This is a genomic window from Telmatocola sphagniphila, from assembly GCF_018398935.1.
In the GTDB taxonomy this organism is placed as follows: Bacteria; Planctomycetota; Planctomycetia; order Gemmatales; family Gemmataceae; genus Telmatocola; species Telmatocola sphagniphila.
Genome location: NZ_CP074694.1, coordinates 2,862,677 through 2,878,062, shown reverse-complemented (window position 1 = coordinate 2,878,062; position 15,386 = coordinate 2,862,677). Strand labels below are relative to the sequence as shown.

Genomic DNA, 15,386 nt, shown 5'->3' with positions numbered 1-15,386 from the left:
CGGCTTTTCGGTTGGAGTGAAAAATGGCCAACAAGATCGATGTCGAAGTTCTGAAAAAACATCATTTCTGGATCTTGACCGGAGTGGTGCTTATTCTGTTCTTCATCTGCCTCTACGGCGTGGTATTTGGCGTGGCGGATGCAACGGAAACCGTTGCCAAGAAAAACCAGGATGCCAAAAAGGAAATCGATGGTACCAAGGTTCAGCCCCAGTCCAAGCTGGGTAAACTCGAAGAGCAGAACAAGACGATTTTCGGCAGCCTGGATACCATGTGGAAGATCGCCTGGGATGCTCAGAAAGACATCTACAAATGGCCGGAAACTCTTCAGCAGCACCATCGTGAAAAGCTGGAAAGCCTGAAGTTCGGCACCGAATTGACCAAAACGGAAATTCCCGATCTCGATACGCTGAAAGACCAGTTCAAGGAACACTATCCCAACGTGTTGAAGGATCTGGCGAAGCAGGTCGAACCGATGCATTTTCTGGGCAGTCCCGACTCGGTGGTGAAGACCCTCAAGCGATTTCCCTATCCCCCCGGCAGCGAAGATATGTGGCTGGCCATGGAAGATCTTTGGGTTCAATCCCTGGTCATCGCGACGATTGACGAGGTCAACAAGAGCAACGGACGATTCAAAACCATCGATCCGAAGCCGGAAAATAAATTCAATCGTAAATTCGTCAGCCCGCTCTGGGAACTCGACCTTCAAATTGTGGATTCGGAAGATCGCCGCGATCGCATCATGAAGGGCAAGATCAAGAATGTGACGAATCGTTTACTGAGCCTGGGCGAAAACAACCAGATGATTCTGAATGTATGGCTGGACTCCGATCCGCGCGTCGAGCCCTTTCCGTTCATCGTCGAAGGTGAACAGATTCACGCCGGCGATACAGTCGAGGTCAAGTCGATTCCGTCTCACAAAATTCCTAACGGTCGTCGACTGGAAGAGTTAGCTCGAGTGGAACAAGTCTTCGATATCAAGACGATTCCCGTGAAGCGGATCGACCGCATCGAAATGGGTTATCGGTCCAACCGCCAGCAGGCACTTGGATTGAAGATGGCACCTATCAGCGAAAAGGCAGTTACCGATGCCAACGCCGCGGCGGCCGATGGTACCGGAAGTTCGACGACCTCGGGCGGAACGCCGGGTGAAATGGGTGGCCCCGGCTCCAAAGCCGGAGGCTTCGGTTCTTCCGGGGCGGATGCCGCCGGTGGTGCTGTTTCAGCTTGCGGTTTGATTCGCAAACGGTACATCGACGTGACGCCTCAGGTTCGCCGTATGCCGCTGGGAATTGTCGTCATTTGCGAGCAGCCCTACATTCAGGATTTGATGGTGGCCTTCGCCAATACGAAGCTGCGATTTCAGATTACGCAAAACCATTTCAAGCGATCGCGAGATCTCTCGGCATTGGTTTCTTCCAACTCTGAGTCGGGGGTAAGTTCAGGAAACACAGGATTGAATTCCGGTCCCGCTGGGGAACTCGGGAGCAGCGGATCGGGAGGACGCGGGGGCAAAGGTGTGGGAATTCCGCAAGGTCCCGGCCCTGGATCTGGCCCACGCGGTCCCGGCGGTCCGGGCGGGCCTGCAGGACCCATCGGCAGCCCCGGGCCCGGTGGTCTGGGGAGTGCGGGTGGCCCTCCCGGTCCCAGAGGTAACAAGGGGTCGGGCAGTATTTTCCCGGGGGGAGGTATTCCGGGTGGTAATTTTGATTCCACAAATAATCCTCCGTCCGATCAAACGACCAACAACCTCGTCGAGTTCACCTTGTATGGCGTTGCATCGCTCTACGAAAAATTTGCACCTTCGGGTGGGGAGCAGCCGGCCGCTGCATCCGCAACCGATAAGAAATAGGTAATTAGACAAAATCCGAGCTACGATCACTGTCAGCTCGTTGAGACAGTTTAACAGTCAAGGGGCTTAGTTATGGCAAAGGTCGATTTTCAAGAACTGCTTCTGCAGAAGGGCGAAAAAATCGGCATGGGCATTGCCGGAATCGCGCTGCTTGGCATGCTGGCACTGGGCGTTTCCAGCGCTTTCTCAGGTGCTAATCCGGCGGAGTTTGCCAACCAGATCAAGCAGAAGGCATCGCAGATCACGAGCCAGATCGCTAATGGCGATGCCACCATTTCCGATCTTCCCGAGTTCGTAAAGGTTCCTTACAAACAGGAACAAATACCGGCAGCCTTATTCGCTGCCAACACTCCCATTTTCGATCCGATTGCTATTCCTTCCAGCCGCCGATCGAATCCGCCGGTACTGGGTGTCACGGAGATTCAAGCAAATCCCGTTCATACCCGAATCGTGGCGGTCGATCTCAAGCTGGATTCCAACACGCCCATGATCGGTGTGATAGAAATGAAGGAGCGAGGCAACGAACAAAAGGTGAAAGACCCTTTCAAAGGAATTCGAAACAAGATCGGTGGTGCTAACTACAATCCGAACGCGGGCAATAACATGCCACAGGGAGGTTTTCCAGGCAGTAGTGGTCGAGGAGGTCCGGGTGCGCCGGGAGCTCCTGGCGGACCAGGAGCACCTGGCGGACCGGGAGCCCCCGGTGGACCTGGCATGGCGAGCGGTCCAGGGGGGTCGTCCGGTGGCGGCGGTAAAGGTTCCGGCTCAGGTCGAATGACGGGTTCGGGTAGTCTGAACACAACGGAATCTTTACGACCGACGGTTCAATACGTCTCCTTGAACGATGAGAAGGCTCTCGAAGGCAAAGAGCCGGCTCGAACCATCTGGCCGCAGCGAATGGTGGTGGTTAATGCCTCCTTCCCTTACAAGCAGCAGCTGGACCGGATCCGGGAAGCCCTTCGCCTTTCCTCCATCAGCGAAATTTATAACACCAGCGACGCGACCCCGGTGTTCACCGGCATAAACGTCCAACGCCGCGTGTTCAATGAAGATGGCACGATCGCGGTGGACTGGAGCCCGCTGCACTTCGAGGATCGCTATCGCAATGTGATCTACCGTCGAACCATGGGCGCGGTGGAAGCGGACGACCCGGATCTGCAAATCGTTAAGCTCGATGTGAGCAACCGGCTCTATATGAACCTTCCCCCCTTGATGGACGGTATGAAATACCCCGATTTGAAGCTTCCCAGCCTCGAAGCCACCATCAAACATTTCAAAGAACTGAATCGACCCCCAGCGTTGCCTAAGAACCCGAACCCTCTCCTGGGGCAAGGCGATATTTACGAACCACCGACCTCCTACTCCTCGGCCGGCGGCCCTGGCGGCGGATCGGAAGGAATGGGGCCTGGATCTAAGAGCGGACCGGGCGGACCGGGTGGTCCTGGAGGTCCGAGCGGAATGGTTCCGGGTGGGCCGGGGGGCCCCGGCGCTCCTGGTAAAGGCGGAAAATCGTTCCCACCCAATTCTGGTTCCTCCTCTGGGAGTTTCCCTCCTCCGGGTGTACCGGGAAGTGGTCCCGGCGGCGCAAACGGTGGCTTCCCGGGAGGTGGTGAAATTAACAATCTGGCGAGTGGAGAAGCTCCCGATGCAGTGCTCGTTCGCTTCGTCGATATCGATGTTCTGCCGGGCTATCGTTATCAGTATCGCATTCAGGTGAAGATGAAGAACCCGAATTTCGGCAAGGACAAACTGGTTTCCCGTCCCTCCGATGCGGAAATTTCCGAGCTGAAAGGCGAATGGATCGACATGAAGGACACAGTCGGCATTCCTCCCGAGACCTACATCTATTCCATCGATCGGGAAGCCGACAAGAAAATTGACGTTAAGGATGGACAGGCGATCCTGCAATTCCAACGCTGGATGCCACAGATTGAAGTGGGAGCCAACTATCGCGAACCGGTGGGCGAGTGGATCGTAACGGATGTGGTGGTCGGTCGCGGTCAAATCGTCGGTGGCAAGCAGTTGGTGAATCTCCCTCTGTGGGATTCCACTCTCAACCACTACACGATTCGGGCCAGCGAGCCGTCCAGAAATCCGAAAGCCAAGGAGCCTGCTCGCGGGATACCGGTCGATCCCACCTATGGGATGAATGAAAAGTTACTCGTGGTCGATATCGACGGCGGTAAGCGAACCCGAGTGATCAACAACAAGACCTATACCGATGAATGTGCCACGGAAATCCTTCTGATGGATGTGAACACCGGCAAGATGTCCGTTCTGACGAGTGCTTCGGAGAAGGAAAATAAAGAACGCAAGGAACGCGAAGACCGCTGGAAGAAATGGCTTGTGGAAGTGGAAAACATTATGAAGTCGAATTCGGGTAATACCCCCAATGGCGGCAACGATAGCAGCAAACCGGGGCGATTCGATGGTTGATCGAACCGACTAAGCTGCGAGAAGAACAAAAAAAGCACGCATCCGATCGATGCGTGCTTTTTTTATTTAAGGAATTCAAACCAGAATTTTCGCGGCGGAGAAATCCCCACTAAGCACCTTACGGCTGGAAACTCCCAGCCACTGATCGAGAACCGCTGCGTAAACCTGCCGGAAGTCGAGATTGTGTTTCAAATTACCCATCTCGAGTTGGGTTAGGCTGGGATGGTCGCCCAGCACTCCGGCATTCACTTTGCCGCCGACCAGGAACATGGGAGCTCCGCTACCGTGATCGGTTCCTTTACTACCGTTTTCTTTGGCGCGCCGGCCGAATTCGGAGAAGGTCATTATCAGCACGCGATCTTTATGGCCGCGGGCAGATAGATCCTTGTAAAAGGCGGTGATCGCTCCGGAGACCTGCGCTAGCAAGTTTGCATGGGCTCCGTTGGCTCCCCCCTGATTGGCGTGAGTGTCGAAGCCGTCGATACTCAGATAGAAGATTCGGGTACCCAATCCGCCGTCGATCAGCTGGGCGCACAATCGGAGCTTGTTTGCCAGTGGCGATTGCGGATAGGGAGATTTCGGCTGATAATTTTTGCCGATCTCCTGGAGCTTGTCACTACTGGCGTAGGTGTTCAGTGCGGTTCGCTGGACGAATTGCAGCAAATTGTTCGAATTCCCCGCAGTTGAACTTCCCTGAGAGACTTCCCCCAGCAACTTCCGCTGACCTTCTTTCTCCGAGCCGTTGGCAGCCGTCATTTTCAGCTGAAAATCTTCCAGATTCTTAACGCTGGGCACTCGCACGGGGGCGCCGCTGAAAGCCAAGGGAGAAGATTCGCCATCGTTGGCGATATGGAAGCTGGGAGCTTTTAACTCTTTGAGAGCCTTGCCCAGCCAGCCTTCATTCAAGGTCTCGGCTGTGCTGGCTGCTTGCCAGATATCCATGCTTCGGAAGTGCGATTGGCTGGGGTTTGGGTAGCCGACGCCTTGTACCACGCACAAAGATTTCTCTTCGTACAACTCGGCCATCCCGGTCATGGAGGGATGCAACCCGACATGATCGTTCAATTTTTTCACGCGATCCTTGGCAATTTTCAGCGTCGGACGAAGTTTGGCATATTCCTCATCCGCATAGGGGATGACGGTATTGAGGCCATCGTTGCCGCCGGTGAATTGAACGACGACCAGGATGGTATCCTTCGCCCCGGGCTTTTCGGCGTTCGGCGTCGCGTAGGCGCTGTTGGCCAGAAAAGCAGGCAGGCTGGAGCCCAACCCGAGAAGGGAACCGGTTTTGAGGAAATCGCGTCTGAACATGGCAAGTCTCGTTGAGTGGGGAAGCTTCTAGTATGAACCGGAATCGGGCGGAATTCCACGAATTAATCCAGCTGCCATTCCGGTAGAGTCAGAATCATATGGCAGAGCGAAATCGCTTTGTGTTCCGATTTCCGTTCCTCGCTCCAATAACTGGGGAAGGATTTGGGATTCGAATGCGCCGCGAAGTCGAGCAGTTTATCCCGCGTCTGGGTCGGAATTTCCTTTTGTAGAAAGACCTCCAGAAACAGATCGACGGCCGCCGGGTCGGTTTGCACCCCGGCCAGTTTCAGGAGCCGGGAGGGGAGTGGAAGAGAGTGATTGGTACCATCCTCTTTTTGTCGGGTTTCGCAAAGTTGCAAGGCCAGATTCTGGCGATAAAGGAGGGTTTGGGCATTCAGCCAGGCGGGCCCGCCGTCCCAACCTTTTACGGAAGGGGGACTGAAGAGATTCTGTCCGAGACTTTCGAGGGATCGAGCCAGATTGGAAACACCTACCGAGCCTTGCAAACCTAGCACCACGCCGCAGATAAAATCGACCGGCGATTTCACTTTGGCTCGATAGTTCTCCGCGGCGAAGAAGTGGTTCGATCGGAGCATGGTCTCGACCAGTTGGCCGATGTTGTAATCTTTCCGGAACTGCTCCACGAGTGGTTTCAGCAATTCCGGATTCAATTCCGCCGACTCACTGATTAGGAACAGATAGAGTTTCTTAACGATAAAGAGGGCACAGGCTTCCTTTTCGAGGCAGAGTTGCACGATCTGTTCGCCGCTGAAAGGGCCTTTTCTGCCGAAAACTGCTTTCTCGCCGGCATCGAACTGATCCTTGTTGAAATGGTACTTCCCGTTACGGATCTCCCAGCCGGTAAAAGCTCTCGCCGCTTCCCGGATGTCATTTTCGGTGTAATTTCCAATTCCCAAACTGAAAAGTTCCATCAATTCGCGGGCATAATTCTCGTTGGGCATACCCTTTTTGCTCTGGATGGTATCCAGCCAGACCAGCATGGCCGGGTCCTTGGAAATGCCTTGTAGCATTTCCGCGAAATTGCCCAGGGCGTGCTGGTGCATTAACTCGTACTGACCGAGCATATAGCCAATATTCAGAACTTTCGAGAATGAAGTGGCAAAGTGGTTATGCCAGAAAAGTGTCATCTTCTCGCGCAATGGGAAGGGAGTCTTCAGCACCCGGTAGAGCCACCAGTCGCTGGCTTGCTGGATGTTATTCCCTTTACGAATCGACTGGCTCCAACTAGTGGTTTCGGCCTCGAACGCATTGATATCCCCGGGGGGATGCACGAGGCGATCGACCAATTCCTGAGGTTTCAGAGCCAGCCCCGCGCGTAATTCCGGATAACTGCCACCGAAACCGGCCCGTCGATAGAGATGCCCGACCTTGGCCAGCGTCCAGGGATTGGCGGGGCTGGGTTCGTAAGGTAGCCAGGCGTTTTGTGCTTCTCGGTACATGCGAGTTCTCGCTAGCGGTCGATTTCGGGAGAGGAATTATTTCAGGATCCAGCGGAAATTCATGCGAAAATCGTTGGGGTAGTATACAGTGTTGATTCGGAGGACGCCCAGATTTCGAACGTACTTGATCAGCAGTTCGGCTTCCTTTTGGGCCTCGGCTTCACGTAGCGCCTGAGAAAGAATCAGTTGGATTTTCACGGCCTGCGGATCCGCGGCGATCAAGGCGGCTCCCCCTTCGGCATTAAATTCCATGCTCATATTTTCGTAACCGGCACTGCTGGACGATGCGGGAGCGGCCTTGTTAAGATCGATCAATTCCCGGGCGAGATCGGTCGTCGAACTGAACAGCAGTTTGTCGCCTAAATCAACGAACGTGGGCGCGAAATTGAAGCGGATATTTTCCGGATCGCCATTATTGGGGAACGGCTTGGTTTCATCGAAACGATAGATCAGAAGTTTTGCACCAGCATAAGTTTCCTCCGACATCTTCAGGGGAACCTGCGTCGAAGCCAGGAAGCCGCCGGCCCGCACCAGAGCTTCGAAATTCCGGCTGGCTTCTTTATCGCGCAAAGGTACGATGTAAGCCCCGGGAGGAATCTTTTGGTTGGGCTCCGTTTTGTAAGGTTTTTTGTCGGAGTAGGCAATCACGACTTGATGAATCGGCCCAGTCGAATTCATCAGTTTTTCAAAAGAAGCCGAAGGCAGCACTTTCGAAACTTGCTTTTGAAAATCCGCGAGATTTTTGCTGACTTCCTTGTTGAAGATTTTTTCTCGCTCGTTGTAAAACGCGGCCAGATCCAGATAGAAAGCATGCGAATAGAGCGTGTTTTTGGGATGCAGAGAGGGAATGGAATAAGAAGCGGGAACTTCCTTGGGTAAATGCAGGATGGTGTCCATTCCCCGATGTTCATAACCAGCCGGTAGGCGAAGAGTGAAATCATAGCCCTCGGATGAGGAAGTCAGTGCACCGGAAATCAACTCGGAGCGTCGGCCCAGATCGAGCAGGCCGGCAAAAACGAAAGTCGGAATAGGATCATTGCGGGGTTGCTCCAGGATGCCTTTTGCACCTTCGAGGGTCTTGGCCCAAGCCAGATCGAACCAGAACCACGCGTCCGGATTTTTCGGTAATAATTGGCGGCTCTTCGTGACGCCGGGATGGTTGGCCATGCTCTCCAGATTCGGGGAAGCGTGGAGTTTTTTCACGTGATCGATCACCGGAGCGATCAGTTTCTGCTGGTTCAAGGCAAACAGAACCGAGCCGTCGCGGACCAAAACGATTTTTTCGTCCAGTTGGTAAGCTTCAAAGCCCTCGAGGTTTTTGCTTTCCACTTGGCTTTTGCCGCCCTGACGTTCTTGCTCCTGCTTAAAAATGTCGACGAGTTTTATCAGGAATTTCTTGAGCGTTTCTTCGTTCCGAGATTGCATCACCAGCATGGTCGGGTTATCCGTCCCTGCATCGGCATAGCGAACGCCCAGTGCGAGGCCCCCACCGGCGAGTTCGTCGACTAGTTCTGGCCAGGGTTTTCCCAGTTCCTTTTCGAAGTAGCTGACGAGGTCGCGAAACTTCCGAAAATCGGCCGTGTCGAGCGCCCGCTGCAGCGTGTTCAACTTCATCGCCTGATCGTAAAGCGGCAATTTAAAAGCGCTTTCCAGCAATTGCCGGGGCTTTTCGATTTTGATGATCAGCTGGGCCGCCGGGGGAATATATTTCAGCGGATCCGCTGTCTGACAGTGCGCGGCCCTGGGCAACGCTGCAACAGCAAGTAAGGAGAGAAGGACTCCACGCATCAGGGAACCCCAATTCAAAGGAGAAGTCGCGAGTTATTATGGAAGTCTACTCGATTGTTCGCACGGCGGTTTCAGAAATTGAGTCGAAATAGGCAAGTTTGTCAGTTTGAGAGGATTGCAAAAATGGGACCGCGATGGTCTCAATTTCTGCTATCACCGAACGGCCGGGTCCGGGGAAAGTGCCTCCTTGGGGGTTGGCGAGGAATCTCTAGAATCCCTTTTCAGGAGTGGATTCGCGAGGCCATCATGGCAAATGAGAGTATCACACGGGGGCGAGCGATGGATTGGGGCTGGTTGATCCTTGCGGGGTTGCTGGAGGTGGGCTGGGCGGTCAGCATGATGTACACCGACAGCTTCCGCAAACTGTGGCCGACGCTGATTACTTTGATTACCATGTTTGCCAGCGTTTACTGTCTCACCCTGGCGCTGCGAAGTATCCCTCTTGGAACCGGCTACACGGTCTGGACCGGCATCGGCGCTGTGGGAACCGTTCTGCTGGGCATCGTTCTTTTCAACGAGTCGGCCAATTTATTGCGAATAATCTTCGTGGCCATCATCCTGCTGGGGATCGTGGGATTGAAGCTGTCCGGAGAACATTAAATCGTTTGTGACCAACTTTAATCGAACTCGAAAAATCGACCTTGCATCATTTCCAAGCTACGGTTAGAAAGCCTCCCGATATAAAAGCACCGATTGGCTAAAGATCGACAAGTACATATCCGAGTTCGGGGGAATTTCGGGATCACTTGCGGTTTTTTGGTCCATCCGAACAGATTCGCGAATCCGGCGCGGGGAAATTTTCACCGGGTTCTGCGATGGGGGGAAACGTCCATGACTTCGAACGGACGCTGGCGATTCGCGATGGCTTGTGGATTCTATCTGGCGATAGCGCTCGCCAACACAGGTTGTCTAAGCACCTCTTCGCAGAAAAACGTTTTCGATCCTTATGTAGTCACCAAAGCACACCATGGCGATCCGCAGCCTTACAACGGCAATCTGCCGCGCGAACTCGACATGGTTACCATGCCGGAATACCAGATCGAACCGCCCGATATCCTGCGGATCGATGCTATTCGAGTTCTACCGCAATTGCCCTATAAGGTCGAACCGCTCGATGGCTTGTTCATCCAGGTTGCCAATTCCAATCCGGAAGAGCCGATCAACACCGTTTATATTGTGGAACCAGATGGCAGCGTGAATCTCGGCCCCAGCTATGGCGGACCGATCAAGCTTCAGGGCATGACTTTGCCCGAGGCTAAAGAAGCGATCGAAAAACACCTCAAGACCATTGTTAAACTGAAGGATCCGAAGGCTGTGGTGTCGCTCAGCCAGTCGCGCGTTCTTCAGCAGATTCGCGGCGAGCATTTGGTGCAGCCGGATGGAACGGTGAATCTCGGTACCTATGGAAACGTTCGAGTGGTCGGCTTGACGGTAACGCAGGCCCGACAGGTCATCGAACAGCATCTGGGTAAATATTTGCAGTCACCCGAGATCGCTGTGAGTGTCGCTGCCTTCAACAGCAAAACTTTTTACGTGATCTATGACGGGGCGAACCGCGGTCAACAAGTGGTCCGCCTGCCGGTAACTGGGAAAGACACCGTCCTGGATGCCGTCAGCCAACTGTATGGGTTGTCACCCGTGTCGAGCACCAACTCGATCTGGATCGCCCGACCGTCGCCGACGAGTGTGAATGAAGAACTGATTCTTCCCGTCGACTGGATGGGCATTACCACCAAAGGCAAGGTAGCAACGAATTATCAATTGCTCCCCGGGGACCGCTTGTTCGTGAAGGCCAACCCCTGGATCACATTCGACAACAAGCTGGCTCAGGTGCTGGCACCGTTCGAGAGAATCTTCGGATTCACTCTGCTGGGTAACGGGGCTGTGCGAGCCGTGGATGGCCAGACGAATGTCTCGGGCGGATTCTAGGACTACAATATCGGGAGGGTAATCGAACCCCTCCCGATTCAGAGGTTTTCCAAATGCGACAAATTTTTCTCGCTTTCGCGCTGTTTCTGGTTTTGAATGCGTCGGCTTTCGCGCAGTATCCCGCGGGGCCACCGATTGGCGGGGCCATGAATCCCGGTTTCGGTCAGGGAGGGCCAACCACGAGCCCTTATTTGAACCTGCTTCGCGGCGGTAGCTCCACACTTGCCAACTATTATGGACTGGTTCGGCCCGAACTGCAGTTCCGGCAGCAGGTGCAGGGGCTAGCCACTCAGCAGGTTCAAAATACCCAGGCGATTAATGGAATCGATAACGTGCCCATCACGGGCAATTCGATTCGCTTCCTGAATACGCAGCCCTATTTCATGAGTCTGAACCGCAGCGGCTTTAGTGCGGGGCAGGGCGTGGTAAACAACTCCTTTAGCGGAAGAACCACCGGGGCCATTAATGCCGGCAGTCCGTTCGGGGCGAGCGGTTTGAACAACGGAGCGGCTCGCGGCAGCGCTACGCGAGGACAGTAAATTCCAGGATTTGAAGATTCGTAGGAAAAGGAATTCCGATGAAGAAGTTGAGTCTCGCCCTGCTTTTACTCTGCGGCCCCGCCGGGTTGGCCTTCGCCCAGGACGGTGTCCGACCGCCGGCCACAACCGCCTCGGGATACTACCAGACGCGCTGGAGTGCTCCGAATGGAAGTCCTGTTGCCGAGCCGAGAATTCTGCCTACGGTAACTCCGGAAAAAACTGATCCCGTGATCAGCCCACCTTTGGCCGCTCGTTTCGATGCACCCAAAGTCGTCGCTAAACCGACTGAGGTGGATTCCACTCCTTCCAAGCACTGGTTGACGCCTGACGGAAATCCTCCGCCGGCAATCGGCGTGACTGCCGTGGCCACGTCCTCGAAGGCTCCTGGTCTTAAAGCCAGTCTGGGAAATGTCGTGTCTCCCTACAACCCACAACCGCCGGTATCGCTGAACCCACCGACCTCACTGGCGGCGACTCCTTCGGCAGTTCCACCCGCAACATTGATTACGCCGGTCTCTCTCAAAACGGTGACGACGGCTTCTCCTCCCGCTCAATTGCCCGCCAGCCTGACCGCTAATGCTTCTCTGGCGACTCCGACTCCGATAGCGACGGCCCCCAAAGCCTGGTTAGGGAACCCGACGCCCGTCAAGGTCGTGATTGCCGACAATCAGAAACAGTTGGCAGGATTGGGGATTTCCCAAGCCGATGGCAAATAATCGCGGCCATTCTTTCGGATAGTTGAAACCCGTATTGTCCCAGCTCCCCTCTCTGTCTCCGGCGAGGGTTCATACATTGATGTGAAAGCTTATTCGTCTTTTAAGAGCTTTCGCATGGCCGATCAACTGGTTCTGGATCTCACTCAGGCTCTCGAAGACATTCCGCTAATAGATCCTCATTCGCATATAGACCCGCTGAATCCCGTCTCCCGTTCACTGGACGACATTCTCGGTTACCATTACTACACCGAATTGGCGCATAGCGCGGGAATGAGTCAGGCACCTTTGGCGAAGGATGTGCCCGGCCGGGAACGGGTCCGAGCGATTTTGCAGCATATCGAGCGTTTTGATAACACTTTGCAGTACAGCTGGTTTGCAGAAATCGTGAAATCCTTTTTGGGAATGACGGAAGACCAGATTTCTGCCGACAATTCTGATCGCTTATATGATCGGGCGGAGAAAATATTTGCCCAATCCGATTGGGAGGAACAGGTTTTCAAGAAATCGAATCTTGAAGCTATATTCCTTACCAATGAATTCGACGATCCGCTGGAGGATTTCGATACCAGCCGTTATGTTCCCTGTTTGAGGACCGATGCACTGGTCTTCCGGTTGCAAGAACGGGAAATTCAGATTCGCCTGGCTCGGGCGACCGGTGTGGAAGTTCACGATGGGCCAAGCCTGAAACGGGCAATCCGCAAGCTCTTCGAGCAGTTTCTGTCGAAAAACGCCAAGGCCTGCGCAATCAGTCTGCCTCCCAATTTCAGTCCGAAAGCGGATGCCGAGGCTCTCAGTCCCGCCGGTATCTTCTGGGTGATTGCGGAACATTGCCGGGAATATAAGCTCCCTTTTGATCTGATGATCGGCGTGAATCGTCAAGTGTACCGCAACGGCGTCTATCAGGGGCAGGATCTTTTCGATCAGCGCGTTTCACTTCTGCAATACGCCGAGCTGTTCAATGCCTTCCCGCAGGTGACCTTTCCGATCTCGGTGCTCTGTTCGAACTCGAATCAAGAGTTGGTCAGCCACGCCTGGATTTTCCCGAACGTCGTAACCAACGGGCATTGGTGGTACAGCAATATTCCGGCGTATATTCACAGCGATCTAAAATCTCGCCTTCAGGCTGTTCCAAAAACCAAGCAGATCGCCTACTATAGCGATGCGTATAAACTGGAATTTGTATTGCCCAAATTCGGCATGTATCGACGCGTTCTGGCCAACGTACTGGCGGAAGATTTCGTCCGGTCGCGGGGCTGGAGCGAAAATCAGGCGGTTGAGTTGGGTAAACGATTGCTTCGCGATAACGTTCGTGAGATATTCAAGATCTAAGTCCTAATCACAGGGAGTTGCAACGATGGTTAAATTGTTCGGAACCGGACTTCTGGCCTTCGCGCTGGTCGGTTACTGCTTCGCGGCGGATTTCGAAATGGACGGGATGAAATCCAAGATCCCCGACGGCTGGAAGACCGAAGAAGGCAGCAACAAAATGCGCCTGATGCAGGCCAAACTTCCCAAAGCCGACGGCGATTCGGAAGATGCCGAACTGGTGATCTTCTACTTCGGCAAGGGCGGCGGCGGCGGCGTACCCGATAATCTGAAGCGCTGGAAAGACCAGTTCGATGCACCCGAAGGCAAGAAAATCGACGATGTCAGCAAGGCTTCGGAATTCAAAATCAACGGCGATAAAGTGAAAGTGAACTACCTGATTGTCGAAAACGGCACTTACAAGTTTAAAGCACAGCCTTTCAATCCCAGCTCGCCCGTGACGGAGAAAAAAGATTTCCGCCTGCTCGGTGCGATTGTCGAGAGCGAAAACGGTCCTTACTTCCTCCGAGTGATTGGCCCGAAGAAGACGGTTGAAAAACACCAGAAGGCATTCGAAGAATGGATCAAAGCTTTCAAATAAGCTCTCCTTCTTGAAGTCCCCATCACTTAACCGTTCGAACCTGCTTCGAGCGGTTTTTTTTATTTTTCGAAGGCAAATCGTTTCCCCGACCGGCTGCAGCAATACGTCCTTGCGATGAAGTCTTCTACAATAATCTTTTCGAATATCTCCCGCTGAAAAGGATGATTTCCCAATGCCAAGCGATGTCCAGATTGAACCGGCTATTGATCGGTTGATGCGCTTCCTGTCCGTAGAAGGGATTACCGGTCAGGAAGCGGCCATCGCGAAGGAGATCCAGAAAGCTCTCGGAGAGGTTGGTGTCCCGGCCTCGGCGATTCGTTTCGATACGGCCAATGAACGAATTGCTTTGCCGACGCAAACCGGCAATTTGATCGTGAATCTGCCGGGCACATTCAGCGCCCCTCGAATTTTGTTCATGACGCATATGGATACCGTTCCCTTGTGCGCCGGGGCGGAACCGGTTCGGAAGGGCAATCGCATCGTACCAGCGGGAGTGACCGCTCTGGGTGGCGATAATCGCACGGGCTGTGCGGTACTGGTGACGCTGGCCGCAGAATTAATCCGCAGAAAGTTACCGCATCCGCCGATCACTTTACTGTTCACGGTTCGAGAAGAGTCGGGCCTGTTTGGAGCCCGCAATGTCGATCCCAAAGATCTCCACGAACCGGTGATGGCTTTCAACTTCGACGGTCGTTCTGCCGCGGATGTGACTATTGGGGCGGTGGGAGCTGACCGATGGGAAGTCGAGATTTTCGGAAAGGCAGCACATGCCGGCGTTCATCCGGAAATGGGGATCTCAGCCACAATGATCCTGTCGTTAGCCATGGCCGATTTGTTCAAAAATGGCTGGTTCGGGAAGATTGTGAAGGAAGGTCATGAAGGGACCAGCAACATCGGCAGCGTCGGCGATAAGCATGGGCGAAGTGCCGGAGAAGCCACGAACGTAGTGACCGATTATATTCTGATTCGCGGTGAATCGCGCAGCCACGATGCCAAATTCGTACGATCGATCACGGCCGCGTACAAAGCCGCCTTCAGCTTGGCGGTTAAGGAAGTTCGAGATCACAAGGGGCGGACGGGCAAAGTAAAATTCACCTCCCGACTCGATTATTTACCGTTTCGAATCAAGGAAAACGCACCGATCGTGAAGCACGCAATGTCGGCCATCCGAAAGCTCGGCCGGGAACCAAACTTGAAAGTGACCAACGGCGGACTGGATGCCAACTGGATGGTAAAGCATGGTATACCGACCATCACATTCGGGGCGGGGCAAAACGAGATTCACACTGTGAATGAGTGGGTCGATCTGAGCGAATTTGAGAGTGGCTGCCGGCTGGCCGTCGCACTGGCTACCGCCACCAAATCCTAATCCAGATCCAAATCCCAAAAAAAGCGGAGGAAAGGCACTTCCCGAGGGAAGCGACTTTCCTCCGCTTTCGATTTTCCGTTCG

At 54.0% G+C, this 15,386-nt stretch carries 12 protein-coding genes; 9 read left to right on the top strand and 3 right to left on the bottom strand.

Annotated elements, in window-relative coordinates; all coding sequences use genetic code 11:
* The first annotated feature begins 23 nt into the window (after positions 1 to 23).
* Together KIH39_RS11375 and KIH39_RS11370 are read left to right on the top strand one after the other, a co-directional pair.
* Positions 24 to 1,850 (top strand): hypothetical protein, encoded by a 1,827-nt coding sequence (locus tag KIH39_RS11375; protein WP_213499498.1) that lies wholly within the window; start codon positions 24 to 26, stop codon positions 1,848 to 1,850.
* 72 nt (positions 1,851 to 1,922) lie between these two features.
* Positions 1,923 to 4,286: a hypothetical protein gene (locus tag KIH39_RS11370; RefSeq protein WP_213499496.1), complete on the top strand. Its 2,364-nt coding sequence runs from the start codon at positions 1,923 to 1,925 to the stop codon at positions 4,284 to 4,286.
* A gap of 75 nt (positions 4,287 to 4,361) precedes the next feature.
* Here the strand turns inward: KIH39_RS11370 and KIH39_RS11365 are convergent, their stop codons facing one another.
* The 3 genes from KIH39_RS11365 to KIH39_RS11355 form a co-directional block, all read right to left on the bottom strand.
* Positions 4,362 to 5,597, bottom strand: a complete 1,236-nt coding sequence (locus KIH39_RS11365; RefSeq protein ID WP_213499494.1) for a DUF1501 domain-containing protein — start codon at positions 5,595 to 5,597, stop codon at positions 4,362 to 4,364.
* A 62-nt stretch (positions 5,598 to 5,659) separates the two neighbouring features.
* Positions 5,660 to 7,057, bottom strand: a complete 1,398-nt coding sequence (locus tag KIH39_RS11360) for a DUF1800 domain-containing protein (protein ID WP_213499492.1) — start codon at positions 7,055 to 7,057, stop codon at positions 5,660 to 5,662.
* Between the two features lie 36 nt (positions 7,058 to 7,093).
* A complete protein-coding gene (locus tag KIH39_RS11355; protein ID WP_213499490.1) occupies positions 7,094 to 8,845 on the bottom strand; it encodes a hypothetical protein in 1,752 nt (583 codons plus the stop codon).
* Positions 8,846 to 9,124: 279 nt separating this feature from the next.
* Between KIH39_RS11355 and KIH39_RS11350 the strand changes: the two genes are divergently transcribed.
* From KIH39_RS11350 to KIH39_RS11320, 7 genes are all read left to right on the top strand, one after another.
* Positions 9,125 to 9,445, top strand: coding sequence for a DMT family transporter (locus KIH39_RS11350; protein WP_213500376.1), 321 nt, complete (start codon positions 9,125 to 9,127; stop codon positions 9,443 to 9,445).
* Between the two features lie 231 nt (positions 9,446 to 9,676).
* Positions 9,677 to 10,774, top strand: coding sequence for a polysaccharide biosynthesis/export family protein (locus tag KIH39_RS11345; RefSeq protein ID WP_213499488.1), 1,098 nt, complete (start codon positions 9,677 to 9,679; stop codon positions 10,772 to 10,774).
* Positions 10,775 to 10,827: 53 nt separating this feature from the next.
* Positions 10,828 to 11,313 carry a hypothetical protein gene (locus KIH39_RS11340; protein ID WP_213499486.1) on the top strand — a complete coding sequence of 162 codons (486 nt, stop codon included), beginning with the start codon at positions 10,828 to 10,830 and terminating at the stop codon, positions 11,311 to 11,313.
* A gap of 38 nt (positions 11,314 to 11,351) precedes the next feature.
* Positions 11,352 to 12,029, top strand: a complete 678-nt coding sequence (locus KIH39_RS11335; protein WP_213499484.1) for a hypothetical protein — start codon at positions 11,352 to 11,354, stop codon at positions 12,027 to 12,029.
* Positions 12,030 to 12,143: 114 nt separating this feature from the next.
* Positions 12,144 to 13,358 carry a glucuronate isomerase gene (locus KIH39_RS11330; RefSeq protein WP_213499480.1) on the top strand — a complete coding sequence of 405 codons (1,215 nt, stop codon included), beginning with the start codon at positions 12,144 to 12,146 and terminating at the stop codon, positions 13,356 to 13,358.
* A 25-nt stretch (positions 13,359 to 13,383) separates the two neighbouring features.
* Positions 13,384 to 13,935: a hypothetical protein gene (locus KIH39_RS11325; RefSeq protein WP_213499479.1), complete on the top strand. Its 552-nt coding sequence runs from the start codon at positions 13,384 to 13,386 to the stop codon at positions 13,933 to 13,935.
* Between the two features lie 172 nt (positions 13,936 to 14,107).
* The gene (locus KIH39_RS11320) at positions 14,108 to 15,304 is read left to right on the top strand and encodes a M20/M25/M40 family metallo-hydrolase (RefSeq protein ID WP_213499478.1); all 1,197 of its coding nucleotides are present in this window, start codon (positions 14,108 to 14,110) and stop codon (positions 15,302 to 15,304) included.
* Positions 15,305 to 15,386: the final 82 nt, after the last annotated feature.

Coding starts and splice junctions, on each gene's coding strand:
- KIH39_RS11365 (WP_213499494.1), bottom strand. CDS start 5,597: ATGTTCAGACGCGATTTCCTCAAAACCGGTTCCCTTCTCGGGTTGGGC.
- KIH39_RS11330 (WP_213499480.1), top strand. CDS start 12,144: ATGGCCGATCAACTGGTTCTGGATCTCACTCAGGCTCTCGAAGACATT.
- KIH39_RS11355 (WP_213499490.1), bottom strand. CDS start 8,845: ATGCGTGGAGTCCTTCTCTCCTTACTTGCTGTTGCAGCGTTGCCCAGG.
- KIH39_RS11325 (WP_213499479.1), top strand. CDS start 13,384: ATGGTTAAATTGTTCGGAACCGGACTTCTGGCCTTCGCGCTGGTCGGT.
- KIH39_RS11375 (WP_213499498.1), top strand. CDS start 24: ATGGCCAACAAGATCGATGTCGAAGTTCTGAAAAAACATCATTTCTGG.
- KIH39_RS11320 (WP_213499478.1), top strand. CDS start 14,108: ATGCCAAGCGATGTCCAGATTGAACCGGCTATTGATCGGTTGATGCGC.
- KIH39_RS11345 (WP_213499488.1), top strand. CDS start 9,677: ATGACTTCGAACGGACGCTGGCGATTCGCGATGGCTTGTGGATTCTAT.
- KIH39_RS11360 (WP_213499492.1), bottom strand. CDS start 7,057: ATGTACCGAGAAGCACAAAACGCCTGGCTACCTTACGAACCCAGCCCC.
- KIH39_RS11335 (WP_213499484.1), top strand. CDS start 11,352: ATGAAGAAGTTGAGTCTCGCCCTGCTTTTACTCTGCGGCCCCGCCGGG.
- KIH39_RS11340 (WP_213499486.1), top strand. CDS start 10,828: ATGCGACAAATTTTTCTCGCTTTCGCGCTGTTTCTGGTTTTGAATGCG.
- KIH39_RS11350 (WP_213500376.1), top strand. CDS start 9,125: ATGGATTGGGGCTGGTTGATCCTTGCGGGGTTGCTGGAGGTGGGCTGG.
- KIH39_RS11370 (WP_213499496.1), top strand. CDS start 1,923: ATGGCAAAGGTCGATTTTCAAGAACTGCTTCTGCAGAAGGGCGAAAAA.